Annotated in this window: 24 protein-coding genes; 8 read left to right on the top strand and 16 right to left on the bottom strand. The window is 69.8% G+C overall.

Annotated features, from left to right (window positions below; genetic code table 11):
* Positions 1–56: 56 nt before the first annotated feature.
* On the bottom strand, positions 57–503 hold the full coding sequence (locus ASG30_RS20935; protein WP_055901684.1) for a hypothetical protein: 447 nt from the start codon (positions 501–503) through the stop codon (positions 57–59).
* Positions 504–603: 100 nt separating this feature from the next.
* Here ASG30_RS20935 and ASG30_RS20940 point away from each other — a divergent pair, with 100 nt between their 5' ends.
* Positions 604–804, top strand: coding sequence for a hypothetical protein (locus tag ASG30_RS20940; protein ID WP_055901686.1), 201 nt, complete (start codon positions 604–606; stop codon positions 802–804).
* A gap of 92 nt (positions 805–896) precedes the next feature.
* On the top strand, positions 897–1,448 hold the full coding sequence (locus tag ASG30_RS20945; RefSeq protein ID WP_055901688.1) for a hypothetical protein: 552 nt from the start codon (positions 897–899) through the stop codon (positions 1,446–1,448).
* 24 nt (positions 1,449–1,472) lie between these two features.
* Here the strand turns inward: ASG30_RS20945 and ASG30_RS20950 are convergent, their stop codons facing one another.
* From ASG30_RS20950 to ASG30_RS21000, 11 genes are all read right to left on the bottom strand, one after another.
* The gene (locus ASG30_RS20950) at positions 1,473–1,736 is read right to left on the bottom strand and encodes a hypothetical protein (protein ID WP_055901696.1); all 264 of its coding nucleotides are present in this window, start codon (positions 1,734–1,736) and stop codon (positions 1,473–1,475) included.
* 89 nt (positions 1,737–1,825) lie between these two features.
* Positions 1,826–3,223, bottom strand: a complete 1,398-nt coding sequence (gene lpdA / locus ASG30_RS20955) for a dihydrolipoyl dehydrogenase (protein WP_055901699.1) — start codon at positions 3,221–3,223, stop codon at positions 1,826–1,828.
* 7 nt (positions 3,224–3,230) lie between these two features.
* Entirely contained in the window at positions 3,231–4,682 is a 1,452-nt protein-coding gene (locus ASG30_RS20960; RefSeq protein WP_055901702.1) for a dihydrolipoamide acetyltransferase family protein, read from the bottom strand.
* A gap of 3 nt (positions 4,683–4,685) precedes the next feature.
* Positions 4,686–5,747: an alpha-ketoacid dehydrogenase subunit beta gene (locus ASG30_RS20965; RefSeq protein ID WP_235579861.1), complete on the bottom strand. Its 1,062-nt coding sequence runs from the start codon at positions 5,745–5,747 to the stop codon at positions 4,686–4,688.
* A 2-nt stretch (positions 5,748–5,749) separates the two neighbouring features.
* On the bottom strand, positions 5,750–6,985 hold the full coding sequence (locus ASG30_RS20970; protein WP_055901705.1) for a 3-methyl-2-oxobutanoate dehydrogenase (2-methylpropanoyl-transferring) subunit alpha: 1,236 nt from the start codon (positions 6,983–6,985) through the stop codon (positions 5,750–5,752).
* 285 nt (positions 6,986–7,270) lie between these two features.
* Positions 7,271–7,837 (bottom strand): restriction endonuclease, encoded by a 567-nt coding sequence (locus ASG30_RS20975; RefSeq protein WP_055901706.1) that lies wholly within the window; start codon positions 7,835–7,837, stop codon positions 7,271–7,273.
* Between the two features lie 16 nt (positions 7,838–7,853).
* The gene (locus tag ASG30_RS20980) at positions 7,854–8,330 is read right to left on the bottom strand and encodes an FKBP-type peptidyl-prolyl cis-trans isomerase (RefSeq protein WP_055901715.1); all 477 of its coding nucleotides are present in this window, start codon (positions 8,328–8,330) and stop codon (positions 7,854–7,856) included.
* 109 nt (positions 8,331–8,439) lie between these two features.
* Entirely contained in the window at positions 8,440–9,894 is a 1,455-nt protein-coding gene (locus tag ASG30_RS20985; RefSeq protein ID WP_156385644.1) for an NHL repeat-containing protein, read from the bottom strand.
* Positions 9,895–10,244: 350 nt separating this feature from the next.
* The gene (locus ASG30_RS20990; RefSeq protein ID WP_055901719.1) at positions 10,245–11,234 is read right to left on the bottom strand and encodes a Bug family tripartite tricarboxylate transporter substrate binding protein; all 990 of its coding nucleotides are present in this window, start codon (positions 11,232–11,234) and stop codon (positions 10,245–10,247) included.
* Positions 11,231–12,205, bottom strand: coding sequence for a TauD/TfdA dioxygenase family protein (locus tag ASG30_RS20995; protein WP_055901722.1), 975 nt, complete (start codon positions 12,203–12,205; stop codon positions 11,231–11,233). The genes ASG30_RS20990 and ASG30_RS20995 overlap by 4 nt, the downstream gene beginning before the upstream one ends.
* A gap of 18 nt (positions 12,206–12,223) precedes the next feature.
* Entirely contained in the window at positions 12,224–12,985 is a 762-nt protein-coding gene (locus tag ASG30_RS21000) for a class II aldolase/adducin family protein (protein ID WP_055901725.1), read from the bottom strand.
* A 90-nt stretch (positions 12,986–13,075) separates the two neighbouring features.
* On the opposite strand from ASG30_RS21000, the gene ASG30_RS21005 reads away from it, so the two are divergent.
* The 3 genes from ASG30_RS21005 (at position 13,076) to ASG30_RS21015 (ending at position 16,599) form a co-directional block, all read left to right on the top strand.
* Positions 13,076–13,591, top strand: coding sequence for a MarR family winged helix-turn-helix transcriptional regulator (locus ASG30_RS21005; RefSeq protein WP_055901727.1), 516 nt, complete (start codon positions 13,076–13,078; stop codon positions 13,589–13,591).
* 87 nt (positions 13,592–13,678) lie between these two features.
* A complete protein-coding gene (gene glgC, locus ASG30_RS21010; RefSeq protein ID WP_082522239.1) occupies positions 13,679–15,007 on the top strand; it encodes a glucose-1-phosphate adenylyltransferase in 1,329 nt (442 codons plus the stop codon).
* Positions 15,008–15,069: 62 nt separating this feature from the next.
* The gene (locus ASG30_RS21015) at positions 15,070–16,599 is read left to right on the top strand and encodes a class I adenylate-forming enzyme family protein (RefSeq protein ID WP_055901729.1); all 1,530 of its coding nucleotides are present in this window, start codon (positions 15,070–15,072) and stop codon (positions 16,597–16,599) included.
* A 96-nt stretch (positions 16,600–16,695) separates the two neighbouring features.
* Here ASG30_RS21015 and ASG30_RS21020 read toward each other — a convergent pair whose 3' ends face one another.
* Positions 16,696–18,141 (bottom strand): cytochrome P450, encoded by a 1,446-nt coding sequence (locus ASG30_RS21020; RefSeq protein WP_055901731.1) that lies wholly within the window; start codon positions 18,139–18,141, stop codon positions 16,696–16,698.
* A gap of 432 nt (positions 18,142–18,573) precedes the next feature.
* Here ASG30_RS21020 and ASG30_RS21025 point away from each other — a divergent pair, with 432 nt between their 5' ends.
* Both ASG30_RS21025 and ASG30_RS21030 read left to right on the top strand, forming a co-directional pair.
* Positions 18,574–19,092: a MarR family winged helix-turn-helix transcriptional regulator gene (locus ASG30_RS21025; RefSeq protein WP_055901735.1), complete on the top strand. Its 519-nt coding sequence runs from the start codon at positions 18,574–18,576 to the stop codon at positions 19,090–19,092.
* 94 nt (positions 19,093–19,186) lie between these two features.
* Positions 19,187–19,792, top strand: a complete 606-nt coding sequence (locus ASG30_RS21030) for an ATP-dependent Clp protease proteolytic subunit (RefSeq protein ID WP_055901740.1) — start codon at positions 19,187–19,189, stop codon at positions 19,790–19,792.
* 22 nt (positions 19,793–19,814) lie between these two features.
* On the opposite strand, the gene ASG30_RS21035 is transcribed toward ASG30_RS21030, so the two are convergent.
* Both ASG30_RS21035 and ASG30_RS21040 read right to left on the bottom strand, forming a co-directional pair.
* The gene (locus ASG30_RS21035) at positions 19,815–20,261 is read right to left on the bottom strand and encodes a YciI family protein (protein ID WP_055901742.1); all 447 of its coding nucleotides are present in this window, start codon (positions 20,259–20,261) and stop codon (positions 19,815–19,817) included.
* A gap of 148 nt (positions 20,262–20,409) precedes the next feature.
* A complete protein-coding gene (locus tag ASG30_RS21040) occupies positions 20,410–20,850 on the bottom strand; it encodes a hypothetical protein (RefSeq protein ID WP_055901745.1) in 441 nt (146 codons plus the stop codon).
* A 468-nt stretch (positions 20,851–21,318) separates the two neighbouring features.
* On the opposite strand from ASG30_RS21040, the gene ASG30_RS21045 reads away from it, so the two are divergent.
* Positions 21,319–22,731, top strand: a complete 1,413-nt coding sequence (locus tag ASG30_RS21045) for a glycosyl hydrolase family 8 (protein WP_055901748.1) — start codon at positions 21,319–21,321, stop codon at positions 22,729–22,731.
* 164 nt (positions 22,732–22,895) lie between these two features.
* Here the strand turns inward: ASG30_RS21045 and ASG30_RS23070 are convergent.
* The coding region (locus ASG30_RS23070; RefSeq protein ID WP_235579862.1) for a hypothetical protein at positions 22,896–23,246 on the bottom strand (351 nt) is incomplete at its 5' end.

A 23,246-nucleotide genomic window follows, 5' to 3' on the forward strand; every position in this document is an offset into this window, starting at 1 on the left:
GGATACAGCGAGCAGGCACTGTACCGGCGGCACCTGCCGCGGCGGGCTAGGGAAACTCAGGCTTCGACGCGAAGGCCCGGTTCGGCGCGCAGCTCGGGTTCGCCGCGTAGGTGCGGCGCGCCGCGCTCGCGCGCAGGACGCGCTGGCGGCATCGACGCATCGAGCGGCTCGGCGCTCACCGAGAGCGGCTCCAGCGTCTCGGCGTCCAGCTCGAGGCGGATCACCTTGACCACCGGGCCCGCGGGCAGCTCGCGCGGGATGCGGCTGCGGTCGACGTACACGTTGCCCAGGCCCGCGCCATCCTTGCCGCGGAACACGGGCAGCCACTCAACGATGGAGCGGGGCTTGAGGCGGAACTTCAGGCCCGGCGCGGCACGCACCAGGGTCGCGACGGCCACGTGCGGATCCATGTCGGTCCAGCCATCGTCATTGGGTGTGACCTGGACCACCTGGCCGTCCAGCACCGCGCGGATCAGCTCGGCATTGGGGATGTCTGTGTTCAAGATTCACTCTCACGATCGGGAAACAGTGCATTGTGGGCAATCTGCGCAAAGGGGGCCCGCTGAGCTTGCGCGCCACTATCCTGCGCAGGTGGAAATCCGGGTGGAACTCGATCCCGCCGGCCAGGCCGATCCGGCCGTGGTGTGGTTCGGCAACCGCCGGCTGGCGGTGCACGCCGTGCTCGACCGCTGGTGGGGGCCGGGCATGCGCTGGTGGAAGGTGGCGACCGACGACGGCGCCTACATCCTGCGGCGGTCGGAAGACGACCGCCAGTGGGAACTTGCGGCCGTGCCGCGCGGCTGAGCCCGGGCGACGCGGCAACCACGTCCATCGACTCATCCACCCCGGAACGGCCGAGCTGGGCCATGATGCGGGCATGAGACGGAGGACTTCGGATGAGCATGCCCAAGGTTGAGCTGCGCTGCCCGTTCTGCCACGCGGTGCTGGCCCCGCACGTGACCGCCTGCCACAGGTGCCACGCGCAGCGGCAGACGCGCGCGGCCATGATGACGCCCCGCCAGTTCCGCCTCTTCGTCGCATGCTGGCTGGCGCTGGCCCTGCCGCTGCTGGCGGCGGCCTGCTACGTGGGCTTCGCGCCCTGGGCCCCCAGCGGCCAGCCGCCCGCCTATGCGCTGGCGCTCATCGGCGCCAAGCCCTCGGCGGACGAGCTGGTGCGCTGCCGGGTGGAGGTGGTGCAGCCGGACGGCCGCAGCAGCGTCAAGCTGGTGGAGGGTGCGTGCCGCGATGCGTCTGCGGCCACGCCGGCAGTCGCTTCGACGGATGCCGGTGCCGCGACCTCGATGACGCAGCGCCGCATGGCCACGGCCCTGCACAGCGCGCTGTCGCTGGGGGTGGGTCTGCTGGCCGGCTTCGGCCTGCTGCCGCTGCTGCGGCGCGCCTTCCTGCGCAAGGCCGCGCCCCGGTGGGTGCGGCGCGCCGCGGCCTGAGGTCGGGGAGCGCGGTCCCGGGGATCAGCGGCCGTGGCGATGGCCGTGGCGGTGGCCGCCGCCACCGAAGCGCCCGAAGATGCTGATCGACGGATAGATCGCCGGCCCGTAGTACACGGGCGGCGGCGCCACGTAGACGGGCGCCGGCGCCACCACCTGCGGGCTGGCATACACCACCGGCGCACTGGGATAGGAGGAATAGGTCGGGTAGGCGGGATAGACCGCGCACCCGCCCAGCAGCGCTGCCCCGGCAAGCGCCGCGACCCCTGCAATGCGTCTGGTGTTCATGCCGCCATCCTCTTCCTTGGGCGCCAGCACATGATGGCGGGCGAGCAAACAGTGCGACCGGATGTAACCCCGAGGCGCACCGGGCGACCTCAAATGTGCAGCGCGTGCCCCAGCGCCCGCAGCGCCGTCTCCTGCACCGCCTCGCCCAGCGTCGGGTGCGCGTGGATGATGCCGGCCACGTCTTCCAGCCGCGCGCCCATCTCGATCGCGTAGCAGAACGCCGCCGACAGCTCGGACACGCCCTGCCCCACCGCCTGCCAGCCGAGAACCTGGTGCGTGTCGCGCCGGGCCACGACGCGCACGAAGCCCTCGCTGCCCTCCACGCTCAGCGCCCGGCCGTTGGCAGCGAAGGGGAACGCGGCCACCTGCACCTCCAGGCCGCGCGCTTCGGCCTCGTCGGGCGAGAGCCCGGCGACCACCAGTTCGGGATCGGTGAAGCACACGGCCGGGATGGCCATGGGCGCGAAGCGGCGCCGGTGGCCGGCGATGATCTCCGCCACCATCTCGCCCTGCGCCATCGCCCGGTGCGCCAGCATCGGCTCGCCGGCCACGTCGCCGATCGCCCAGACGTTGCGCATCGAGGTGCGGCACTGGTCGTCGACCTTCACCGCGCGCCCGGCCATGTCCAGCTGCAGCGACTCGAGGCCGAAGCCCGCGGTGCGCGGCAGGCGCCCCACGGCCACCAGCACCTTGTCGGCCGGCAGCACGAATTCGTCGGCCTGGTTGCTGCGCACGCGCAGGCCGTTGCCGGCTTCCGCCAGGCCCTCGGCCTTGCAGTTCAGGTGCAGCGTGATGCCCTGCCGACGCAGAGATGCCATGACCGGCTGCGTGAGCTCCTCGTCCCAGCCGGGCAGGATGCGGCCGGCCGCCTCCACCACCGCGACGTCGGCGCCCAGCTTGCGCCACGCCATGCCCATCTCCAGCCCGATGTAGCCGGCACCGACCACCACCAGGTGGCGAGGGATCTCGGTGAGGGCCAGCGCCTCGGTCGAGGTCATCACCGGCCCGCCGGTCGGCAGGCTGGGCAGTTCGACTGCCACCGAGCCGGTGGCCAGCAGGAGGTGCTCGCAGGCGATGCGCACCGGCTCGCCCTCGTGCGTGGCCACGTCCACCGTCTTGCCGTCCACCACCGTGGCCCAGCCCTTGACGACCTGCACGCCGGCCTTGCGCAGCAGCGCGCCGACGCCGCCGGTGAGCTTGCCGACGATGCCGTCCTTCCAGCGCTGCGCCTGCGCCAGGTCCAGCGACGGCTCCTGCACGCGGATGCCCAGCGGGTTGGCCGCGGTGAACCGGTGGGCGCGTTCGAACTCGCCCGCCAGGTGGATCAGCGCCTTGGACGGGATGCAGCCCACGTTCAGGCAGGTGCCGCCCAGGCGGTCGCCCTCGACCAGCACGGTGGGGATGCCCAGCTGTCCCGCGCGGATGGCCGCGACGTAGCCGCCGGGCCCGCCGCCGATCACCAGCAGCGTCTTGTTCAGGGTCTTCATCGGTGGGTCACTCCACGAACAGCAGCGCCGGCGCTTCCAGCAGCGCGCGGATGGCCTGGATGAACTTCGCGGCGTCCATGCCGTCGACCACGCGGTGGTCGAACGAGGACGACAGGTTCATCAGCTGGCGCTTGACGATGGCATCGCCCTGGAACACCGGGCGCGCCACCATGCGGTTGACGCCGATGATGGCCACCTCCGGATGGTTGATCACCGGCGTGGTGACGATGCCGCCCAGCGGGCCCAGGCTGCTGATGGTGATGGTGGAGCCCTGCAGCTCGTCGCGCGCGGCCTTGCCGGTGCGCGCGGCCTCGGCCAGCCGCGCGATCTCCTTCGCGAAGGTCCACAGGTCCATCGCCTCGGCATGGCGCAGCACCGGCACCATCAGGCCGGAGTCGGTCTGCGTGGCGATGCCCAGGTGCACCGGCTCGTGGCGCGTGACGATGCCCGCGTCGTCGTCGAAGCGGGCGTTCATCTGCGGGAACTCCTCCAGCGCCAGCACCACCGCGCGGGCGATGAAGGGCAGCACCGTGAGCTTGCCGCGCGCGGCGCCGTGCCGCTCGTTGATGCGCGTGCGCAGGGTCTCCAGTTCGGTGACGTCGATCTCCTCGACGTAGCTGAAATGCGGGATGCGGCGCTTGGCCTCCTGCATCTTCTGCGCGATCTTGCGGCGCAGGCCGATCATGGGGATCTGCTGCTCGCCGTGCTTCTGGCGCAGGCGCGTTCCCCCCGTCGCCTGCGGCTGGCCGCGCGAGGCCAGGTAGACGTCCAGGTCCGAATGCTCGATGCGGCCGGCCGGGCCGCTGCCATGGACGAACTGCAGCTCGATGCCCAGTTCCCAGGCGCGGCGGCGCACGGCGGGGGAAGCGATGGGGCGCTCGCCGGGGGCTCGCATCGGCGCCGGCGTCCCCACCGGCGGCCTTGCCCCCGTCTTCGCTCCCTCCCCTCCTGGGGGAGGGCTGGGGTGAAGGCGCCCCGGCGTCGAGCCAGCCGCCGCACCCGGTCCACCGCCCTGCGCCCCCACCCCTGCCCTCCCCCGGAGGGGGACGGAGTCGGAGGAGCCTGCTCCCCGCGCGGGGAGGGGTTCAGAGGGCGACGCGTTCTCGCGCGTGATGTCGTCCTTGAGGTCGGGCGGCACGCCGGCCGTGCTGCTGGCCTGGCCTTGAACCGCCGCCGCGGCCTTCGCAGGCGCCGCGCCCGGCTTCACGTTGCCTTCGCCGGCCACTTCGATGCGAACCAGCTCCGAGCCGACGGCCATCAGCTGACCCGGCTGCCCGCCCAGCTCCAGCACCTTCCCCGCCACGGGCGACGGGATCTCCACCGTCGCCTTGTCGGTCATCACGTCGGCGACGATCTGGTCTTCCTTGACCTCGTCGCCGGCCTGGATGCGCCACTCGACGAGTTCCACTTCCGCGATGCCTTCGCCGATGTCGGGCATCTTGATGGCGTAGATCCCCATGGCTCAGCCCTCCAGCACGCGCTTGTAGGCCGCCGCGACGCGGTCCGGGCCCGGGAAGTACGCCCATTCCTGGGCGTGCGGATAGGGTGTGTCCCAGCCGGCCACGCGCTCGATGGGCGCCTCCAGGTGGTAGAAGCAGTGCTCCTGCACCGTGGCCGACAGCTCGGCGCCGAAGCCGCTGGTGCGCGTCGCCTCGTGCACGATGACGCAGCGGCCGGTCTTCTTCACCGACGCGATCACCGTCTCCAGGTCCATCGGCCAGATCGAGCGCAGGTCGATGATCTCGGCGTCCACGCCGCTCTCGCGCGCGGCCGCCTCGCACACCCAGACCATGGTGCCGTAGGTGATCACCGTCAGCTGCGAGCCGGGCCGGAAGACCGTGGCCGAGTCCAGCGGCACGCGGTAGTAGCCCTCGGGCACGTTGCCCATCTCGTGCTTGCTCCAGGGCACGACCGGCCGGTCGTGGTGGCCGTCGAAGGGCCCGTTGTACAGGCGCTTGGGCTCCAGGAAGATCACCGGGTCGTCGTTCTCGATGGCCGAGATCAGCAGGCCCTTGGCGTCGTACGGGTTGCTGGGCATCACGGTGCGCAGGCCGCACACGTGGGTGAACAGCGCCTCCGGGCTCTGGCTGTGGGTCTGGCCGCCGTAGATGCCGCCGCCGCAGGGCATGCGGATGGTGATCGGGCAGGTGAAGTCGCCCGCCGAGCGGAAGCGCAGGCGCGCCGCCTCCGACACGATCTGGTCGCTGGCCGGGTAGAAGTAGTCGGCGAACTGGATCTCGGCCACCGGCCGCAGGCCGTAGGCGCCCATGCCCACCGCGGTGCCGACGATGCCGCCTTCGCTGATAGGCGAGTCGAAGCAGCGGTGCTTGCCGTACTTGGCCTGCAGGCCTTCGGTGACGCGGAACACGCCCCCGAAGTAGCCCACGTCCTGGCCGAACACGACCACGTTGTCGTCGCGTCCCATCATCACGTCCATGGCCGATCGCAGGGCCTGGATCATCGTCATCGGCTTGATCGCGCCGGCGTCGGCGGTGAGCAGTTCGTCCCTCGTCTTGGTCAGCATGCTCACACCCCCAGTTGCTGGCGTTGCGCCCGCAGGTGCGCGGGCATCTCGGCGTACACGTCCTCGAACATGGTCGCGGCGCTGGGGATGTGTCCGTCCAGCAGCGTGCCGTGCGTCTCGGCTTCCTTCTGCGCGGCCGCCACCTCGGCTTCGAGTTCGAGCCGCACCTGCTCGTGCTCCTGCTCGCTCCAGGCGCCCAGGGCGATCAGGTGCTGCTTGAGCCGCTCGATCGGATCGCCCAGCGGGAACCGCTCCCAGTCGTCCACGGGCCGGTACTTGGAGGGGTCGTCCGACGTGGAGTGCGGGCCGCCGCGGTAGGTGACCCACTCGATCAGCGTCGGGCCCAGGTTGGCGCGGGCGCGCTCGGCGGCCCATTTCGAGGCCGCGTACACGGCCAGGAAGTCGTTGCCGTCCACCCGCAGCGACGCGATGCCGCAGCCCACGCCGCGCGCGGCGAAGGTGCTCGACTCACCCCCGGCGATGGCCTGGAAGGTGGAGATGGCCCACTGGTTGTTGACCACGTTGAGGATCACCGGCGCGCGGTACACGTGGGCGAAGGTCAGCGCGGTGTGGAAGTCGGCCTCGGCCGTGGCGCCGTCCCCGATCCAGGCCGACGCGATGCGCGTGTCGCCCTTGATCGCCGAGGCCATGGCCCAGCCCACCGCCTGGATGAACTGCGTGGCGAGGTTGCCCGAGATCGAGAAGAACCCGGCGCGCTTGTACGAGTACATCACCGGCAGCTGGCGGCCCTTCATCAGGTCGCGCTCGTTGCTCATGAGCTGGCACATGAGCTCCACCATGGAGATGTCGTCCCGGCTGAGCAGCAGGCCCTGCTGGCGGTAGGTGGGAAAGCACATGTCGCCGGGCTCGATGGCGGCCGCGTGGGCGCAGGCGATCGCCTCCTCGCCCAGGCTCTGCATGTAGAACGAGATCTTGCGCTGGCGCTGCACGATCAGCATGCGGCTGTCGAAGATGCGCGTCTTCATCATCGAGCGCAGGCCCTTGCGAAGCTGCGCGGTCGAGATCTCCGGCGCCCAGGGGCCGACCGCGCGGCCCTCGCGGTCGAGCACGCGGATCAGGCCGTACGCCAGGTCCTGGGTGTCGAAGTGGGTGGTATCCACCGGCGGCCTGCGGACGGCGCCGGCCTCCGAGACGTGGAGGTAGGAAAAGTCGGTGGCACAGCCAGGACGCCCCGAGGGCTCCGGCACGTGCAGCCGCAACGGCTGTTGCTGGGTCATGCAATCGCTCCGCGCGCGGGTAGCGCGCCAAACTGGTTTTGCAAACGGCGGAACACGACCGGCGGGTGGGCCGGTGTCCTCCTCCTGCTTGCCTCGCGCGGGTTGCGCGCGGGCCGGCGCAGTTTAAGGCGGAAACAGGGGTGGGCGGCGCGGGGCGCAAGTTGCCGCATTGCAAGTTGCCGTTGCCGTCATTCCCGCGAAGGCGGGAATCCAGCGCAGCGCGCCCCCAACCACCGAGAAAGCCGGAAGCTCTGGTTCCCCGCCTCCGCGGGGATGACGAACACTCTAGCCCCGCAGCAGCCGCACCAGCGTGTCGCCCTGGATGACCTCGATCTGCCGCGCCTTGGCCAGCCGCATGGCCTGCGGGCTCAGCTCGCCGAGCGCGACGTAGACGCCCCGCGAGACCTCCTGCGCGCGCATCGCCTTGTCGAGCGACTGCAGCGCGTCCTCTCCATGCCGGGCCGCCTTCCAGCGCCGGGCGGACACCAGCGAGTTCACCTGGCCGTTGCGCTCCAGCGCGAGGTCCGCGCCGCCCGCGCCCGGGCGCACCTGCCAGCCCTGCCGCGCGAAGCCGGCGCGCAGCGCCTGCTCGAACTCGGGCCAGCCCATCTTCGCGGCCGAGTCCAGGATCGCCTTGGATTCGCTGGCGCTGGGCGCGCGCAGCTGCCGCCAGAACGCGATGGCGGCGATCACGAAGAAGGGAAAGGCGCCCAGGGTGCCGACCAGGCGGTACTCCGGCGGCAGCAGCGCCTGCACCGCCAACACCCACGCCGAGGCGATCGCCAGGCTGATCCACCAGGGCGATCGCAGCAGCACCGCGAACAGCGAGTTCTCCGCCATGCGGAATTTCATGCGCTTCTCCGCCCGATCAATGGTGGTGGCCGTGCTCGCCGTGCACGTGGCGGTGCTCGATCTCCTCGGCCGAGGCGGCGCGCACGCCGGTGACCCTGAGCATGAACTTGAGCGCCTTGCCCGCCAGCGGATGGTTGCCGTCCAGGTGAACGGTGTCGCCCTTGATCTTCATCACGTGGAAGACGTGCGGCTGGCCCGAGTCGGTCATGCCTTCGAGCTGGCCGCCGACCTTCACGCCGGGCGGGAACTCGCTCTTGGGGATGGTGCGCACCAGCGCCTCGTCGCGCACGCCGAAGGCGTCTTCCGGCTGCAGCTGCAGGGTGACCGCATGGCCGACCTCCTGGCCGTCCAGGGCCTCCTCGATCTTGGGCAGGGTGTTGTCGTAGCCGCCATGCAGGTAGGCCAGCGGTTCCTTGCTCTGCTCGAGCAGGCGGCCCTGCAGGTCGGAGACTTTGTAGGTGAGGGTAACGACGGTGTCTTTGGCGATTCGCATGGGGGCGATTGTGCCAAGGGCTCCGTTCCGTCAATCCGGCGGAGGCGGGAATCCAGGGAGGCCATGAAAAAAGGCGTCCGGAGGACGCCTTTCAGAACTGCTGCGACGTTTACTGCCCGTCGAACACGAGGATCCGGTTGTTGTCCTTGTCAGTGACATACAGCTTGCCGTTGTGGAACAGCAGCCCCCCGGGGCTGAAGAAAACTCTCTCAGAGGGACCATCGGAGTCGCCATCCTGGTCCGGATTGTTCGCAAGCATGTTGTCGAAATCGATCTGTCCCAGCACCCTGTTGGCTGGGACACCATCGGCGTTGGGGAATGAGTCCCAGATCAGGACGCGGTGATTGCCCGTATCAGCCACGGCTAGGCGAGTTCCATCCGAGGCGACATGTGTCGGCGCGTTCAGCGTCCCCGCTCCCGGGCTTGAATTGCCCCTATTCGGGAGGGAGGCGGTGAAGTTTGATTGGCCAAGCACTCGGTGCGCCGATTCGCCTTCTCTTGCCACGGGGTCGACCACGCTCGGGAAAGTGTTCCAGATCAACACGCGATGGTTGCCCGTGTCAGCAACGACCACCTGGGTGCCGTTTGTCCAGACACCTGTTGGCTGATTCATGGACGCCGAACTTGGCGTTGGATCCAGGACGCAATCAGGGTGCGTCTGGCCGAGCGATACGTCGTAGGCTGGCGATGTCCCGACTGACAGTGGGAAGAAGTTGTAGATCGTCACACGACTGTTTCCTCTGTCGGCGACGAGGACCTTCCCTGCATCAGGGGTGATGGCGACGCTGCTGGGCTGGTTTAGCGTGCGCCCGTTGCAACCTTGCAGGGTCCCATCGAACGAATGTTGCCCCAGAAGCCCGACCGGCATCTGAGTAGTCGACGTCGGAACGGAAGCGTAGAGGGAAATACGATTCGCAAACGGTTCTGCAACCGCCATCCGTCCGTCTCCGATGGCAACGTGCGCTGCCTCGGGATGGGAGCCCTGCTCGATCCTGGCGCCCCCGGATGAAAAGCTCGGCTGTCCCAGACGGAGTTGCGCCAGAGAACCCGGCCCCGCAGCAGACGAAAAAACGAGCACGCGGTTGTGCCCCGTGTCGGGCACGTAGATCCTCCCCGACTCTGAAATCGCAACGGCGCCGCGTGGACCGAGCAGATTCCTCTGAGTCGGGGGACCGCTCGAGCCCGAGGCGAAATTGGGTTGTCCGAGAACATTCACGGCCGGCTCGAAATTCTGGAACCCCGGCAATTGCACCGCGGTAATGGTCAACGTGATCTCATCGGTGTCGGACAGCGCCGTCGGGGTGCTCGCATCCTCTGTGCGGATTTGCAGAATGACGGTCTGCGCGCTGTCTGGCGCGGTGAACACCATGCCGTCGAGCGCCACGTTGATATCCGCGATGGTGCCGGAGACCGTCACTTCGCCCGTGCCGTTGTCCCCGATCGTGGCACGGCCTCCCGAGGACAGCATCATCGTGCCAGCGCTCAACGTGAGAACAGTGGTGAGCGTGGCGCTGTCAGGGTCGGTGACCGAGACGAGGTTGCTGTTGGCGCTGTTGAACGTCAACGAGGCGCCCGCCGCCACAGTCGCTTCAACACTTGCGAGCGTGTTTTCTGGCGGCAAGGGAGCGGGAGCGGGAGCGGGTGCGGGACCGGGAGCAGGCGCGGGTGCCGGCCCCGGTGCGGGTGCAGGGGCCGGCGAAGGCGCGCCCGGGTCCCCTCCCCCTCCTCCACCACCCCCACACGCAGCCAATGTCGCGGCCATCAGTGCCGCGATCGCGTTCAGTTTCAAAGTCCTCATGTCATTCCTCCGGGTTGATGACCCGGAGGATTGGAAAGAGGCTCAGAGAAGCGTCACAGGATGAGAGTCACTCCGACGACTTGAATCGAAGGCCGATCGGGCGAAAAGCAACGCCCTCAACTCGCCTTCAACCCCGCCGCCCGCACCAAATCCCCCAACCGCTTCTCATCCCGCGCGATCAGCTCGTTTAGCGCCTGCACGCTCATCGGGTTCGCATCCACGCCCACCTTCTGCAGCGCCGCGCGCCCTTCGGCCGAATCCAGCGCCTTGTTGATCTCCGCATTCAGCCGCTGCACCACCGGCATCGGCGTGGCCCGCGGCGCGGCCACGGTCTGCCAGGCCTGCAGGTCGATCTGCGGGAACGTCTCGGCGACCGTCGCGACCTGGGGCAGCGCCTGCGTTCGCCGCGCCGCGGCCACGGCGATCGCGTTGATCTTCCCGGCCTGGATCTGCGGCATCGCCGCCACCGCGTCGAGGAACATGAAGTCGATGCGGCCCGTCATCAGGTCCTGCAGCGCCGTCATGCTGCCCTGGTAGGCCACGTGCGTGGCCTGCACCTTCTCCTGCGCCTTGATCATCTCCACGATCAGGTGGTGCATGGTGCCGTTGCCCGGCGAGCCGAAGTTCAGCTTGCCGGGGGTGTTGCGGATCTCGGTGACCAGCTCGCCCAGGTTGGCCACCTTGAGATCGGGCCGCGTCACCAGGTACAGGCTGACGGCGCCGATCATCGCCACGCCGATGAAGTCGGCCGGCGTGGCGGGTGGCGCGGCGTACATGGCCGGTGAGATGGCCAGCGTGGTGCTGGTGGCCACCATCAGCTGGTAGCCGTCCGGGGGCGACTTGGCGACCACGCTCGCGCCCAGCAGCGTGCCGGCGCCGGGGCGGTTCTCCACCACCAGCGGCTGACCCAGCGCGGTTCGCACGCGCTCGGCCACCAGGCGGCCCAGCGTGTCGGTGAGTGCGCCGGGCGGGAAGGGCACCAAGAGCTTGATCGGGCGGTCCGGGTAGCCGCCCTGCGCCAGCGACGACAGGGGCAGCGCCAGCGCGCCACCGGCTGCCGCGGCCTGCGCCAGCAGGCGTCGGCGGGTGAGGAAGGAGCCGTTCATGCGCCCTCCTTGGCCAGGTTGCGCTCGAACTCGCGGATCGGCCGCTTGCCGGGGGGCGCCACCTTCACGCCGTGGCCGTCGGGCAGCGGCGCGACGCCTTCTTCCGGCGTGTAGGGACCGCTCACGCCCACCACCGCATCGCCGGTGATCGTCACGCGGTTCATGGTGCGGCGCTGCGGGTAGTAGTCGTGCGGCGCGTAGTGCTGCGTCGATCGGTTGTCCCACATCACCACCGTGTGCGGCTGCCACTTCACGCGCAGCTGGAACTCGGGGATGGCGGCGCGGCCGTACAGGTAGTTCAGCACCATCTGGCTCTCGTCGTCCTTGAGCCCCTTGATCTTCGTGGTGAACTGCGCGTTGCAGTTGAGGATGCGCCGGCCCGTCACCGGGTGGATGCGCACCAGCGGATGCGAGGGATTCGGGAACTCCTGCTCCAGCTCGCGCAGGCGGCGCTGGTGCGCCTCGGAGCTGCTGAACAGGTGCCGCCACGGCTTGAAGTCGTGGACCGCCTCCAGCCCATGGATGTACTGCTTCATGCGCTCCGACAGCCCCGTGTAGGCAGCCGTCATGCTGGCGAACAGCGTGTCGCCGCCGTACTCGGGCACGACCTTGGCGCGCAGGATGGTGGCGGCCGGCGGCGCGGCGCGGAAGGTCTCGTCCGAGTGCCACTGGTCGGTGAGCGCCGGCGGGTTGTCGGCCGAGTAGTCCAGCACGATCACCTCGCGCTGGTCGTCCAGGTTGGGGCTGAAGGGGTGGATGGACAGCTCGCCGAACATGCGGCCGAAAGCCATCTGCTCCTCCAGCGTGATGTCCTGGTCGCGCAGGACGATCACCTCGTGCTTCACGAAGGCCGCGTTGAGCGCCTCGAACTGCTCGCGCGCCAGCGGCTTGCGCAGGTCCAGGCCGCGGATCTCCGCGCCGATGTTGCCGCCGAGGCGGACGACTTCGAAACCGTGTTCGTTCAGGGGCATGTCGTTTCCTTCCGGGATTCAGAGCGCGTCGCGCGAGATGCCCGCGCGGCGCAGCATGGCGTCGAACATCAGCTGCGAGACGCCGCCGCCCTTGGTGCTGTCGTTCATGTTCAGCCGGCTGGCCGGCACCTTCTCCAGTACCCGCACCGGGATCTGCCGGTTGGGGCCGGCGCCGGCGTCGCTGGCCAGCTGGATCTCGCAGGCGCGCTGCAGCGTCCACAGGCGCTGGAAGCACTGGGCCACGCTGCCGCCCACCGCCAGCAGGCCGTGGTTGCGCAGGACCAGGTGGTTGCGGCTTCCGAGCGACTCCACCAGCCGCGGCCGCTCGTCCAGGCTGGTGGTGACGCCCTCGTACTCGTGGTAGCCGACGTCGCCGTACAGCATGGCCGAATAGAAGTTGTCGTGCCGCAGCCCGCTCTCCTTGCAGGCGACGGCGCAGCCGGCCGTGCTGTGGATGTGCATGACGCAGTGCGCGTCGGGCCGGGCCTGGTGGACGGCGCCATGGATCACGAAGCCGGCGCGGTTGACCTGCCGGCCGCTGGCGCCGATGTCGTTGCCCTCGATGTCGATCTTCACCAGGTTGGCGGCCGACACCTCGCTGTAGTGCAGGCCGAAGGGGTTGATGAGGTAGTGCGCCGTGCCGGCCGGCGAAGGCACGCGCAGCGTGATGTGGTTGAAGATGGCCTCGGTCCAGCCCAGGTGGTCGAACAGCCGGTAGCAGGCCGCGAGTTCGCGGCGCGCATCGGCCTCCGTGGGGAGGTCGTGGTCGGGAGGGCTCATGGTGCGGTCTCGCGTGGGTGCGTCGCGGCCATTGTTGGAGCGATGGACATAATGGTTGAAAGCAAACGCTCCTCGGGATTTCCCTAGACCATGGCCCCCCGCCTCGCCCGTCCGCAGGGCCTGCCCGACATGCTCCTGTACCGCATCAACCGCATCCGCGCGGTGGGGGGCGGCATGGTGCTGAGGTACTGCGAGGGCCAGTTCGGCGTGACGCGGCGCGAGTGGGTGATGCTGGCGCTCCTGAGCGCGGGCGGGCCGATCTCCTCGTCCGAGCTGGCCCACCGCGCCGACCTGGACAAGTCGGCCACCTCCAAGGCCGTGACCGGCCTGCTGCGCAAGGACCTGGTGGTGCGCAGCTCGCGCGCCGGCGACCGCCGCTTCGCGCAGCTGGAGCTCACGCCCGCCGGGCAGGCGCTGTACGACCGCATCCGGCCGGTGGTCGAAGGCATCAACCGCGAACTGATGGCCGGGCTGCAGCCGCACGAGGTGGCGCAGCTGGACGAGATGCTCGAGCGCGTGCAGCGGCGGGCCGATGAGCTGTGGCGCGACTCGACCGACCTGCCGCGGGTCGACCGCCGCAGCGGCGGCACGCGGGTGGCGCGTTAGGGCAGTTGCGCCTAAGACAGTCGAAGGCGTCCTACAGGCGCCGGGGGTGCACTGGCGGAAAGTCCGCCTGAGCAAGGACCACCCCCCATGGCCAAAGAAGACCTCGCCTTCGAACACCTCATCCCTCCCACCGCGCTGAACCACGACGCGCGCACCGCCGAACGCCTGAGCCTGGCGCGGCAGCTTCCCAAACAGACCGTCGCGCTGGTGCTGGCCGGCGGCCGCGGCTCGCGCCTGCGAGAGCTGACCGACCGCCGAGCCAAGCCGGCGGTGTACTTCGGCGGCAAGTTCCGCATCGTCGACTTCGCGCTGTCCAACTGCGTCAACTCGGGCATCCGCCGCATCGGCGTGCTCACGCAGTACAAGTCGCACTCGCTGCTGCGCCACCTGCAGCGCGGCTGGAACTTCCTGCGCGGCGACGCCAACGAGTTCATCGACCTGCTGCCGGCCCAGCAGCGCATCAACGAGGCCGACTGGTACCGCGGCACGGCCGATGCGATCTACCAGAACATCGACATCCTGAAGTCCTACGGCCCCGAATACATCCTGGTGCTGGCCGGCGACCACATCTACAAGCAGGACTATTCGCTGATGCTGCTGGACCACGTGGAATCGGGCAGCAAGTGCACCGTGGGCTGCATCGAGGTGCCGCGCATGGAGGCCACCGCGCTGGGCGTGATGCACATCGACGAGCGGCGGCGCATCACCGCCTTCCTGGAAAAGCCGGCCGACCCGCCCGCCATGCCCGGCAAGCCCGACCGCGCGCTGGGCAGCATGGGCATCTACGTCTTCGACGCCGAGTACCTCTACCGGCTGCTGGAGGAGGACGGCCAGGACCCGGATTCGCAGCGCGACTTCGGCAAGAACGTGATCCCGCGCCTGGTGGCACGGGGCCATGCGCTGGCCCATCCGCTCAACCTGTCGAGCGTGCCGGCCACCACGCGGCAGAACCCGTACTGGCGCGACGTCGGGACGGTGGATGCGTTCTGGGAGGCCAACCTCGACCTGGCCTCCAACATGCCGGAGCTGAACATCTACGACCGCGACTGGCCGATCTGGACCCACCAGGAGCAGATGCCGCCGGCCAAGTTCGTGCCCGACGAGAACGGCCGCCACGGCGAGATCGCCAACGTGATGGCCTCGGGCGGCTGCATCGTCTCGGGCTCGGACCTCACGCATGCGGTCCTGTTCTCCAGCGTGCGCGTGCACTCGTGCTGCAAGATCCGCGAGGCGGTGATCATGCCGGCCTGCGAGATCGGCCGCGGCGCACGGCTGACGCGGGTGGTGATCGACCGCGGCTGCCGCATCCCCGACGGCATGGTGATCGGGGAGGACGCCGAAGCCGACGCCCAGCGCTTCCACCGCACCGAGCGGGGCGTGGTGCTGGTCACGCCGGAGATGCTCGAGCGGCTGTGACAGCGGGGACGCGGCGGGCGACGCGGCGGGAGGCAGAATCGCTGCATCCACGCCGCCGTCCCATGAGCACGCCGACCGCCACGCCCCTGCCCCCGTTCCGCGCCCTGGGCGATCTCGTCCGCGAACACGCCGCCGCGCGGCCCTGGCATGCCGCCTTCGTCCAGGGCGACCGCCGGCTGACCTGGGGCGAGCTCGACGAATTGGTCGACCGCGTCGCGGCGGCGCTGCAGCGCGACGGCGTGCTGCCGCGCCAGAGCATCGCCATCAGCGGGTCCAACAGCCTGGAGTACGCAACCCTGTTCCTGGGCGGTCTGCGCGCCGGCGTCGCCGTCGCGCCGCTGCCCACGGGCGCCACGCGCGAGCAACTGGCCGGCATGGTGGCCGACTGCGGCGCCCGGCTTCTGTTCGCCGACGCCACCGTGCCGCCGCTGGACCTGCCGACGCCGCGCATCGCGATGGACGGCAGCCCCGGCCACCGGCCGCTGCAGGACTGGCTGGCACCGGCCGGCGCCCGGCCGCAGCCGGTGACGGTGCAGCCGGACTGGCCGTTCAACATCATCTATTCGTCCGGCACCACCGGCACGCCCAAGGGCATCGTGCAGCCGCACGGCATGCGCTGGGCCCACATGGGACGGGCGGAAGCGGGCGGCTACGGCCCGCAGTCGGTGGCGCTGCTGGCGACCTCGCTGTGCTCCAACACCACGCTGGTGTGCGGATTCCCGGCGCTGTCGCGCGGCGGCACCGTGGTGCTGACCGAAGGCCGCTTCGATCCGCTGGCCTACCTGGAGATCGCCGAGCGCGAGCGGGCCACGCACACCATGCTGGTGCCGGTGCAGTACCAGCGGCTGATGGCGCATCCGGACTTCGACCGCTTCGACCTCTCGTCCTTCGCCATGAAGTTCTGCACCAGCGCGCCCTTTTCGGCCGCGCTCAAGGCCGACATCCTCCGGCGCTGGCCCGGCGGGCTGACCGAGTACTACGGCATGACCGAGGGCGGCGGCACCTGCATGCTGGCGGCGCACGAGTTCCCCGACAAGCTGCACACGGTCGGCAAGCCGGCCGAGGGCCACGACATCCGCCTCGTCGACGAGGACGGTGTCGAGGTGGCGCCGGGCGAGATGGGCGAGGTCGTGGGCCGCTCGGGCGCGATGATGACCGGCTACCACGGCCAGCCGCTCAAGACGCGCGAGGCCGAGTGGTACGACGCCGCCGGCAACCGCTTCATCCGCACGGGCGACGTGGGCCGCTTCGACGAGGACGGCTTCCTGGTGCTGATGGACCGGCGCAAGGACATGGTGATCAGCGGCGGCTTCAACATCTACCCGAGCGACCTGGAGGCGGTGCTGCGCGAGCACCCGGCCGTGGCCGACGTGGCCGTGATCGGCATCCCGTCCCCCGAGTGGGGCGAGTCGCCCGCCGCGTGGGTGGTGCCCGCGCCCGATGCGCCCGAACCGGAACTGCTGCGGCAGTGGGCCAACGCGAAGCTGGGCAAGACCCAGCGGCTGGCGGGAGTGCGCTACATCGACGAGCTGCCGCGCAGTGACATCGGGAAGGTGCTCAAGCGGCAGCTGCGGGAGCGGTGGGCGGCGTAGATTTCGTCATTCCCGCGAAGGCGGGAATCCAGAGCTCCCGCCTTCATCCCCACCCGCGCGCTGCGCTGGGTCCCCGCCTGCGCGGGGACGACGGCATCACTTGCGCAGTCTCAAGCGCATCCTCAAACCCACCGGCGCCATCACGATCGAGATCGCCTCGCGCGGCTCGCCCCCGCCTTCCGGCGCGACCTCCTCGATCTCGAAGTTCGCCAACAGCATCGCCGCCACCAGCTTGATCTCCGCCAGCGCCAGATAGCGCCCCGGGCACATGCGAGGCCCTGCCCCGAAAGGCATGGTGTGCCGCCGCGCCGAAGCCATGGCATGGGCCGAGGCCCCCTCGGCGCGCCAGCGCAGCGGATCGAACACCTGCGGCTGCGCGAAGGTCTTCTCCTCCAGCCCGGCGGGCCGCATCAGGCAGATCACGAACTCGCCCTTGCGCACCGCCACGTTCTCCACGGTCGTGTCGGCCAGCGACTGGTTCATGATGAAGGGGGCCACGGGCTTGAGCCGCATGGTCTCGCTGGCACAGGCCTCCAGCAGGTCGAGCCGGCCCAGCTGGTCGAGCGACTGCACGCCGGCCGCGCCACCCAGAACCCGGTCGACCTCCTCCCGCGCCACCGCCGTCGCGGCCGGATGGCGGTGCAGGTGCCACAGCATCCAGGCCAGCGTGTTGGCCGTGGTGTCCTCGCCGGCCAGCAGCATGGTGAGCACGTTGCCCGCCACGTCCTCGTCGCTCACGCCGCTGCCCTCGCGGTCACGCGCGGCCACCAGCGCCTGGATCAGGTTCTCGGGCTTCTCGCGCAGCCCGGGCCGCGCCTGCAGCGCCGCGCGGGTCTTGGCGATGAAGCCCTGAACGGCGCTGCGCAGCGCCACCAGGTGCGGCTCCAGCTCGCGGTCGCGCAGCCGGCGGAGCCAGGCCGGCGGGTCCACCGGCGAGAGCAGGCGCTTGAACAGCGAGGGCATGACCACGTTCAGGTGGCGCTGGATCGTGTCGCCGTCGCCGCTCTCCAGCGTGTTCAGGTCCTCGCCGAAGGCCAGCCCGGTGGTGACGTCCACCGTGTAGCGCATCAGGTCCGCCTGCAGGTCGATCACCTCGTTCCCGCGAGCGGCCTTCTCCCAGCGGCGGCGCAGGCGCTCGGTCACGTCCACCAGCGCCGGGAAGAACTGCCGGATGTGCGCCGGGTCCAGCCCGGCCAGCACCATCGGCCGCTGCCGCCGCCAGGTGTCGCCGCTGGCGGTGAACAGGCCCAGGAAGCCCACCTCGGCCGAGACCTTCTCGATGCGCTCGGTGCGCCGGAACAGGTCGGGCCGCTGGCGCAGCACGTGGCCGATGGAGTCGGGCGCCGTCACCACCATGAAGCGCCGGTCGCGGATGCGGAAGGTGTACGGCGCGCCGTACTGCCGCGCCCAGTCCTCCATCTGCAGGTGGAAGCGCTCGCGCTGGATCTGCAGCGCATTGCCCACCAGCGGCCAGGGCCTCGGGCCGGGCAGGGCCTCCATCGCGCGCGTGGCGGTCGTCTCGGTGCTGGTCGTGCTGTCCATGGCGGGCCCTCTTGTTCTCGAAAAGCGACCAGCGTCGCAGTGCGGCGGCGGCTCGGCTCCCGGGTATTCCCTAGATGGCCTGGAAAGTTCCCCTCGCCGCGCCTGGGGCCACTGCGGGGATTCCCGCTCACGCCGCAGGCGTCGCGTTCCTAGACTCCACCTGGGATCGAGAGGTCCTTTGGGAAGATGAGAGCACTCATCTGTTGCGCCCCCGGCTTGTCGGGGGCGTTTTTTTTGCCCCGCCCGTACACGGCGGCCACAAGCACGCAGCTGATCACGGGAAATCCCGACGTGGCGCCAAAGCATTTGTCCAAATACACTGCCCTGGCGTATTCCTGATCCCTTCATGTGCTTGGGGCCCCGTCACCGCGGGGCCCCTTTTTCATGGGGCCGGCGCCTCGCGCACGGGCTGCCGCTGAATATCATCCCGGCATGCCCTCCTCCCGCCGGTCGCCCAAGGCTGCGCCGCCCCCGCCCCCCCAGCTCACCGAGTCCGCCACGCGCGTGCTGCGGCGCTTCCGAATCGTCGTCAACAGCGTGAAGTCGCACTTCCGCTCGGTGGAGAAGAAGGCCGGCATCTCGGGCGCGCAGGCCTGGGCGCTGAGCGTGGTGCGCGACCGGCCGGGCATCGGCGTGGGCGGGCTGGCCCGGGCCATGGACATCCACCAGTCCACCGCCAGCAACCTGCTGCGGCCCCTCTTGGAGCAGGGCCTGGTGGTGGCCGACCGCGCGCCGGCCGACAAGCGCGCAGTCCACCTGCAGCTCTCCGCCGCAGGCGTGCGCGTGCTCCGCAAGACACCGGGGCCGTTCGCCGGCGTGCTGCCGCAGGCGCTGATGGAACTGGATGAGCGCACCCTGGCCCGGCTGGACCGCGACCTCGGCCGCCTGATCGAGGTGCTGGGCGCGGACGGCAAGGCCGGCAGCATCCCGTTGTGGGAATCCACGCGCTGAGCCCGCCGCCGGCAGGGGCTCGGCGGTGCGCGCGAGCACGACCGTGACGGCCGGTGCATCATTCGGCCCTGGCATCCCGCAAATCAGCAGAACCATGGAAACACCCCACGAACACGACGAACCCTCCGCGGCGCCTTCGACCGCGGAGCCGCGCAACGCCTTCCTCGAAGAGAAGGCCTTCAAGTCCCGCACCGTGCTGCTGTTCGGCGAAGTCAGCGACCGCTCGGCGGCCGACATCGCCCGCCGCCTGATCGCGCTGGACTCGGAATCGGACAAGCCCATCGACATGCTGGTGAGCTCGCCCGGCGGCCACCTGGAGTCGGGCGACGCCATCCACGACATCATCCGTTTCATCGGTGCGCCGGTGAACATGATCGGCACCGGCTGGGTGGGCAGCGCCGCCACCCACCTCTACCTGGCGGTGCCGCGCGAGCGGCGCTTCTGCCTGCCCAACACGCGCTTCCTGATCCACCAGCCCAGCGGCGGCGCCGGCGGCCCGGCCAGCGACATCGCGATCCACGCGCGCGAGATCATCAAGGCGCGCGAGCGCATCGCCCAGACCATCGCGCGCGAAACCGGCAAGCCGCTGGACAGCGTGCTGGCCGACATCGAGCGCGACCGCTGGCTCTCGGCCGAGGAAGCGATCGAGTACGGCCTGGTCGGCCGCATCATCCAGAGCAAGTCGGAACTGCGCCGCTGACGCGGTGCCGGGGCTGCGGCCTCTAGCGGCCGCCGCCCTTGGCCGACTGCGCGGCCATCTGCTCGCGCAGCCGGTCCTCCTGCTCGCGCAGCTCGGGCGTGAAGGTCTCGCCCAGGTCCTCGGACTCGAAGATGGGCCGGATCTCGATGTCCGAGTCGCCCGGCATCGGGTTGGGGCAGCGCCTGACCCAGTCGATCGCCTCCTGCAGCGAGGCGCACTTCCAGATCCAGAACCCGGCCACCAGGTCGGCGGGATCGCCCGCGAACGGGCCGTCGACCACGTCGCGCCGGGTGCCCGAGAAGCGCACGCGCGCCCCCTTCGAACTGGGATGCAGGCCTTCGCCCTGCTGCATGACGCCGGCCTTCACCAGCTCCTCGTTGAAGCGGCCCATCTCGGCCATCAGCTCGGTGCTGGGCATTTCCGCGGCTTCGCTCTGGCGGGTCGCCTTGACCAGGACCATGAATCGCATGTCGTTCTCCTTCGGTGGGGTGAAGTTCAGGGATGCTCTCCCTGCACGACGATCCTGGCCAGGCGGTTTCGACACCGCCCATTGAAAAAGCCGGGCATGGCCCGGCTCTTCCTGCTCTCGCGCCGGAGTGCGGCGCGGTCCGCTAGCGTCAGGACGCCTTCTTGGTGCCGCGGGCGTCGGCCTGCGCGCGCTTGATGTCGGCGTCGGCCTTGGCCTTGGCGGCCTTGGCGTCCTTGTCACAGGCCTTCTTCTCGTCGCCCTTCATGGGCTTGCACTTCTCGCGGGCGGCCTTGTAGTCGGCATCGGCCTGCTTCTTCATGGCCTTGGTGTCCGTGCCCGCGGCGGCGGTCGCACCGCTGGAGCCGCTGCCCGAGCCCGCAGCCGTGGTGCCCGAGCTGCCGCTGCCCGACGTGCCCGCGCTGGTGCCGCCGGCGGCGGAGGACTTGCTGGTGCCGCCCGCGCCAGCCCCGGTGGTGGCGGAGCTGCCGGCGCCCCCGGAGGCGCTGGTGCCGCCGGTGCTGCCCGCGGTCTGGGCGATGGCCACGCCCATGCTGAGGGCGGCCGCCAGGGCGATGAGGGTCTTGTTCATGCGAGGTATCTCCTGTTGGTGGATGGGCCGATATGACCGGCCTATCAGTCAACGCGGTCGACGGTTCGCGGAATGTAGGACGACGGCGAAAGTTTCGTTGGCGCCTGAAGAGCCGATTTGTCATCCGCGAGGCGATGCGCGGTTCCATGGCTCAGCATCAGCAAACGTAAGTTCTGTGCGAGGCACGGCCGTTCGGTCGCTGCGTGAACAGTTCACGCCGGTGCGCCTTGCGGCCCACGCATGAGTTGAGCAGTTGCCTCATGCAGGCACTCCGGCCGAGCTTGCAGGTGGTAGCTCGGCCGTGACCTCCCGGGCGACCGCGCGCACTCCTGAAGCATTTTGGCGCGACTGGTTACGCCTGTAGGAATACGGCCCATACGCGTGTCGGACGTGTCCTACTACATTCCCGCCTCCTGCTGAGGCTGGGTGTCCCGCCTCGGTGTCCTCCACCCACAGCTTGGTAGTCACATGAAGAGGCGCATATTCATCCAGGGCGGCTCGGCCGCGATCGCGACGGCACTGGCGGGCTGCGGCGGGGGCGGAGGGGGTGGCGCCGCCACCGACATCGCGGGCAGCGGCACCGGCGTGGTCGCCGGCCGCGACACGCTGTTCGGCGAAGGCGCGGCCCCGGTGCCGGGGCCTGCTCCCGCGCCCGCGCCCGCCCCGGCGCCCGCGCCGCAGGCACCGGCCGGTCCCGACCGCTACCCCTTCGGCTCGCGCCTCGTGCCGTACGCCGCCGGCATCCTGCCCAACAACGTCTCCAACGCCGTGATGGACACCACCATCCGCCGCTGCTACGACAGCTGGAAGGCCATCTCGATCGCCGAGGTGCCCACCGTACCCGGCGGCAAGGCGGTGCGTTTCGGCACCTCCACCAGCTACCTCACCGTGTCCGAGGGCATGGGCTACGGCATGCTGATCGTGGTGGTGATGGCGGGCCACGACCCGCAGGCGCGCGAGATCTTCGACGGCCTGCTCACCACGGTGCGGGCCCGCCCGGCCTACAGCATCCCCGGCACGCCCGGCCGCTACCTGATGGACTGGCGCCTGACGATCAACGGCTCGTCCACCGACGCGGCGGGTGGCGGCTGGAACGCGATGGACGGCGACCTGGACATCGCGATGGCGCTGCTGATGGCCGATCGCCAGTGGGGTTCGGACACGGGGGCGTGGAACTACAAGCAGGAGGCGATCCACACCATCAACGCCATGAAGTCCTGGAACATGAAGCCGGACGGCACGACCAAGGGGCTGGCCACGGCCGACGTCAGCCGCACGTCCGACTACATGATCAACCACTTCCGCGCCTTCGCCCGCGCGACCGGCGACAGCTGGTGGAGCACCACGGTGATCGACCGCTGCTGGTGGCTGATCGACCGCATGCAGGCGGTGTACTCGCCGGGCGTCGGCCTGATGCCCGACTTCATCGTGCAGACCAGCAGCGCGAACCCCGTGCCCTCGCCGGGCGGCATGGGCGACTTCGTGATGACGGAGATGCACTACTACGCCAACGCGCAGCGCAATCCCTGGCGCTGGGGCACCGACTACGTGTTCTCGGGCGACGTGCGCTGGAAGAACGTGCTGGACAAGATGATGGCCTTCTTCAAGGCCGACACGGGCGGCGATCCGGCGCGCACGGCGACGGGGTATGCGATGAATGGCGGACTGCCTTCTCCGCTGTTCCGTCCCTATCCCAACTGGACACCCAAGGGCATGATCGGGCCGCAGCTGTGCGGGGCGATGGTGGATCCCGCGCACCAGGCGTATCTGAATTCGCTGTGGTCCTTCAATGCGAACAACTTCAGCACGCTGTACTACGACGCGGAGCTGCAGTTGATTCCGATGATGGTGGCGTCGGGGAACTGGTGGCAGCCGCTTTGAGGGCGTCGTCGTAGTTGCTTCGCGGGCCGCGCGCCCTCGCGGCAGGCGGTGCCTGGCCCGGGCTCATGGTGGGCCGGTTGCTCGCCTTGCTCGCAACTCGCAGGGCATTCCGCGGCCCGGCCTGCGCGGCAGAACTCACTGCGCGCTGCTTTGCAGCGCTCCGTTCAGACAGCTGCCGCGAGCATGAGGTTCATGTCGAACTCGCCTTCGGCTCGCAACGGCCGGGCCGCGGAAAGCCCGGCTCGGCCCACAAATCGCCCGGGCCAGGCACCGCCTGCCGCGTGGAAGCAGGGTGTGGGCGGGCAGGAAGCCCTCGGCGCCTCGCCGCCGCCAATCGCTTTTTTTTTGCCACCGTCATCCCCGCGAAGGCGGGGATCCAGGGCTTCGGGCAGTCCGCCGGAAAGGCGGACGCACTTGTATCTTTCGGGTCCGGCTTCCTTTTTTTGGCAAGGCTCGTGCAGCCTGATACGCACTAGGGTCCCGAACCCGTAATCCAGCAGATTGCGCACGAGCCA

This window comes from Ramlibacter sp. Leaf400, assembly GCF_001424545.1.
Taxonomy (GTDB): Bacteria; Pseudomonadota; Gammaproteobacteria; order Burkholderiales; family Burkholderiaceae_C; genus Ramlibacter.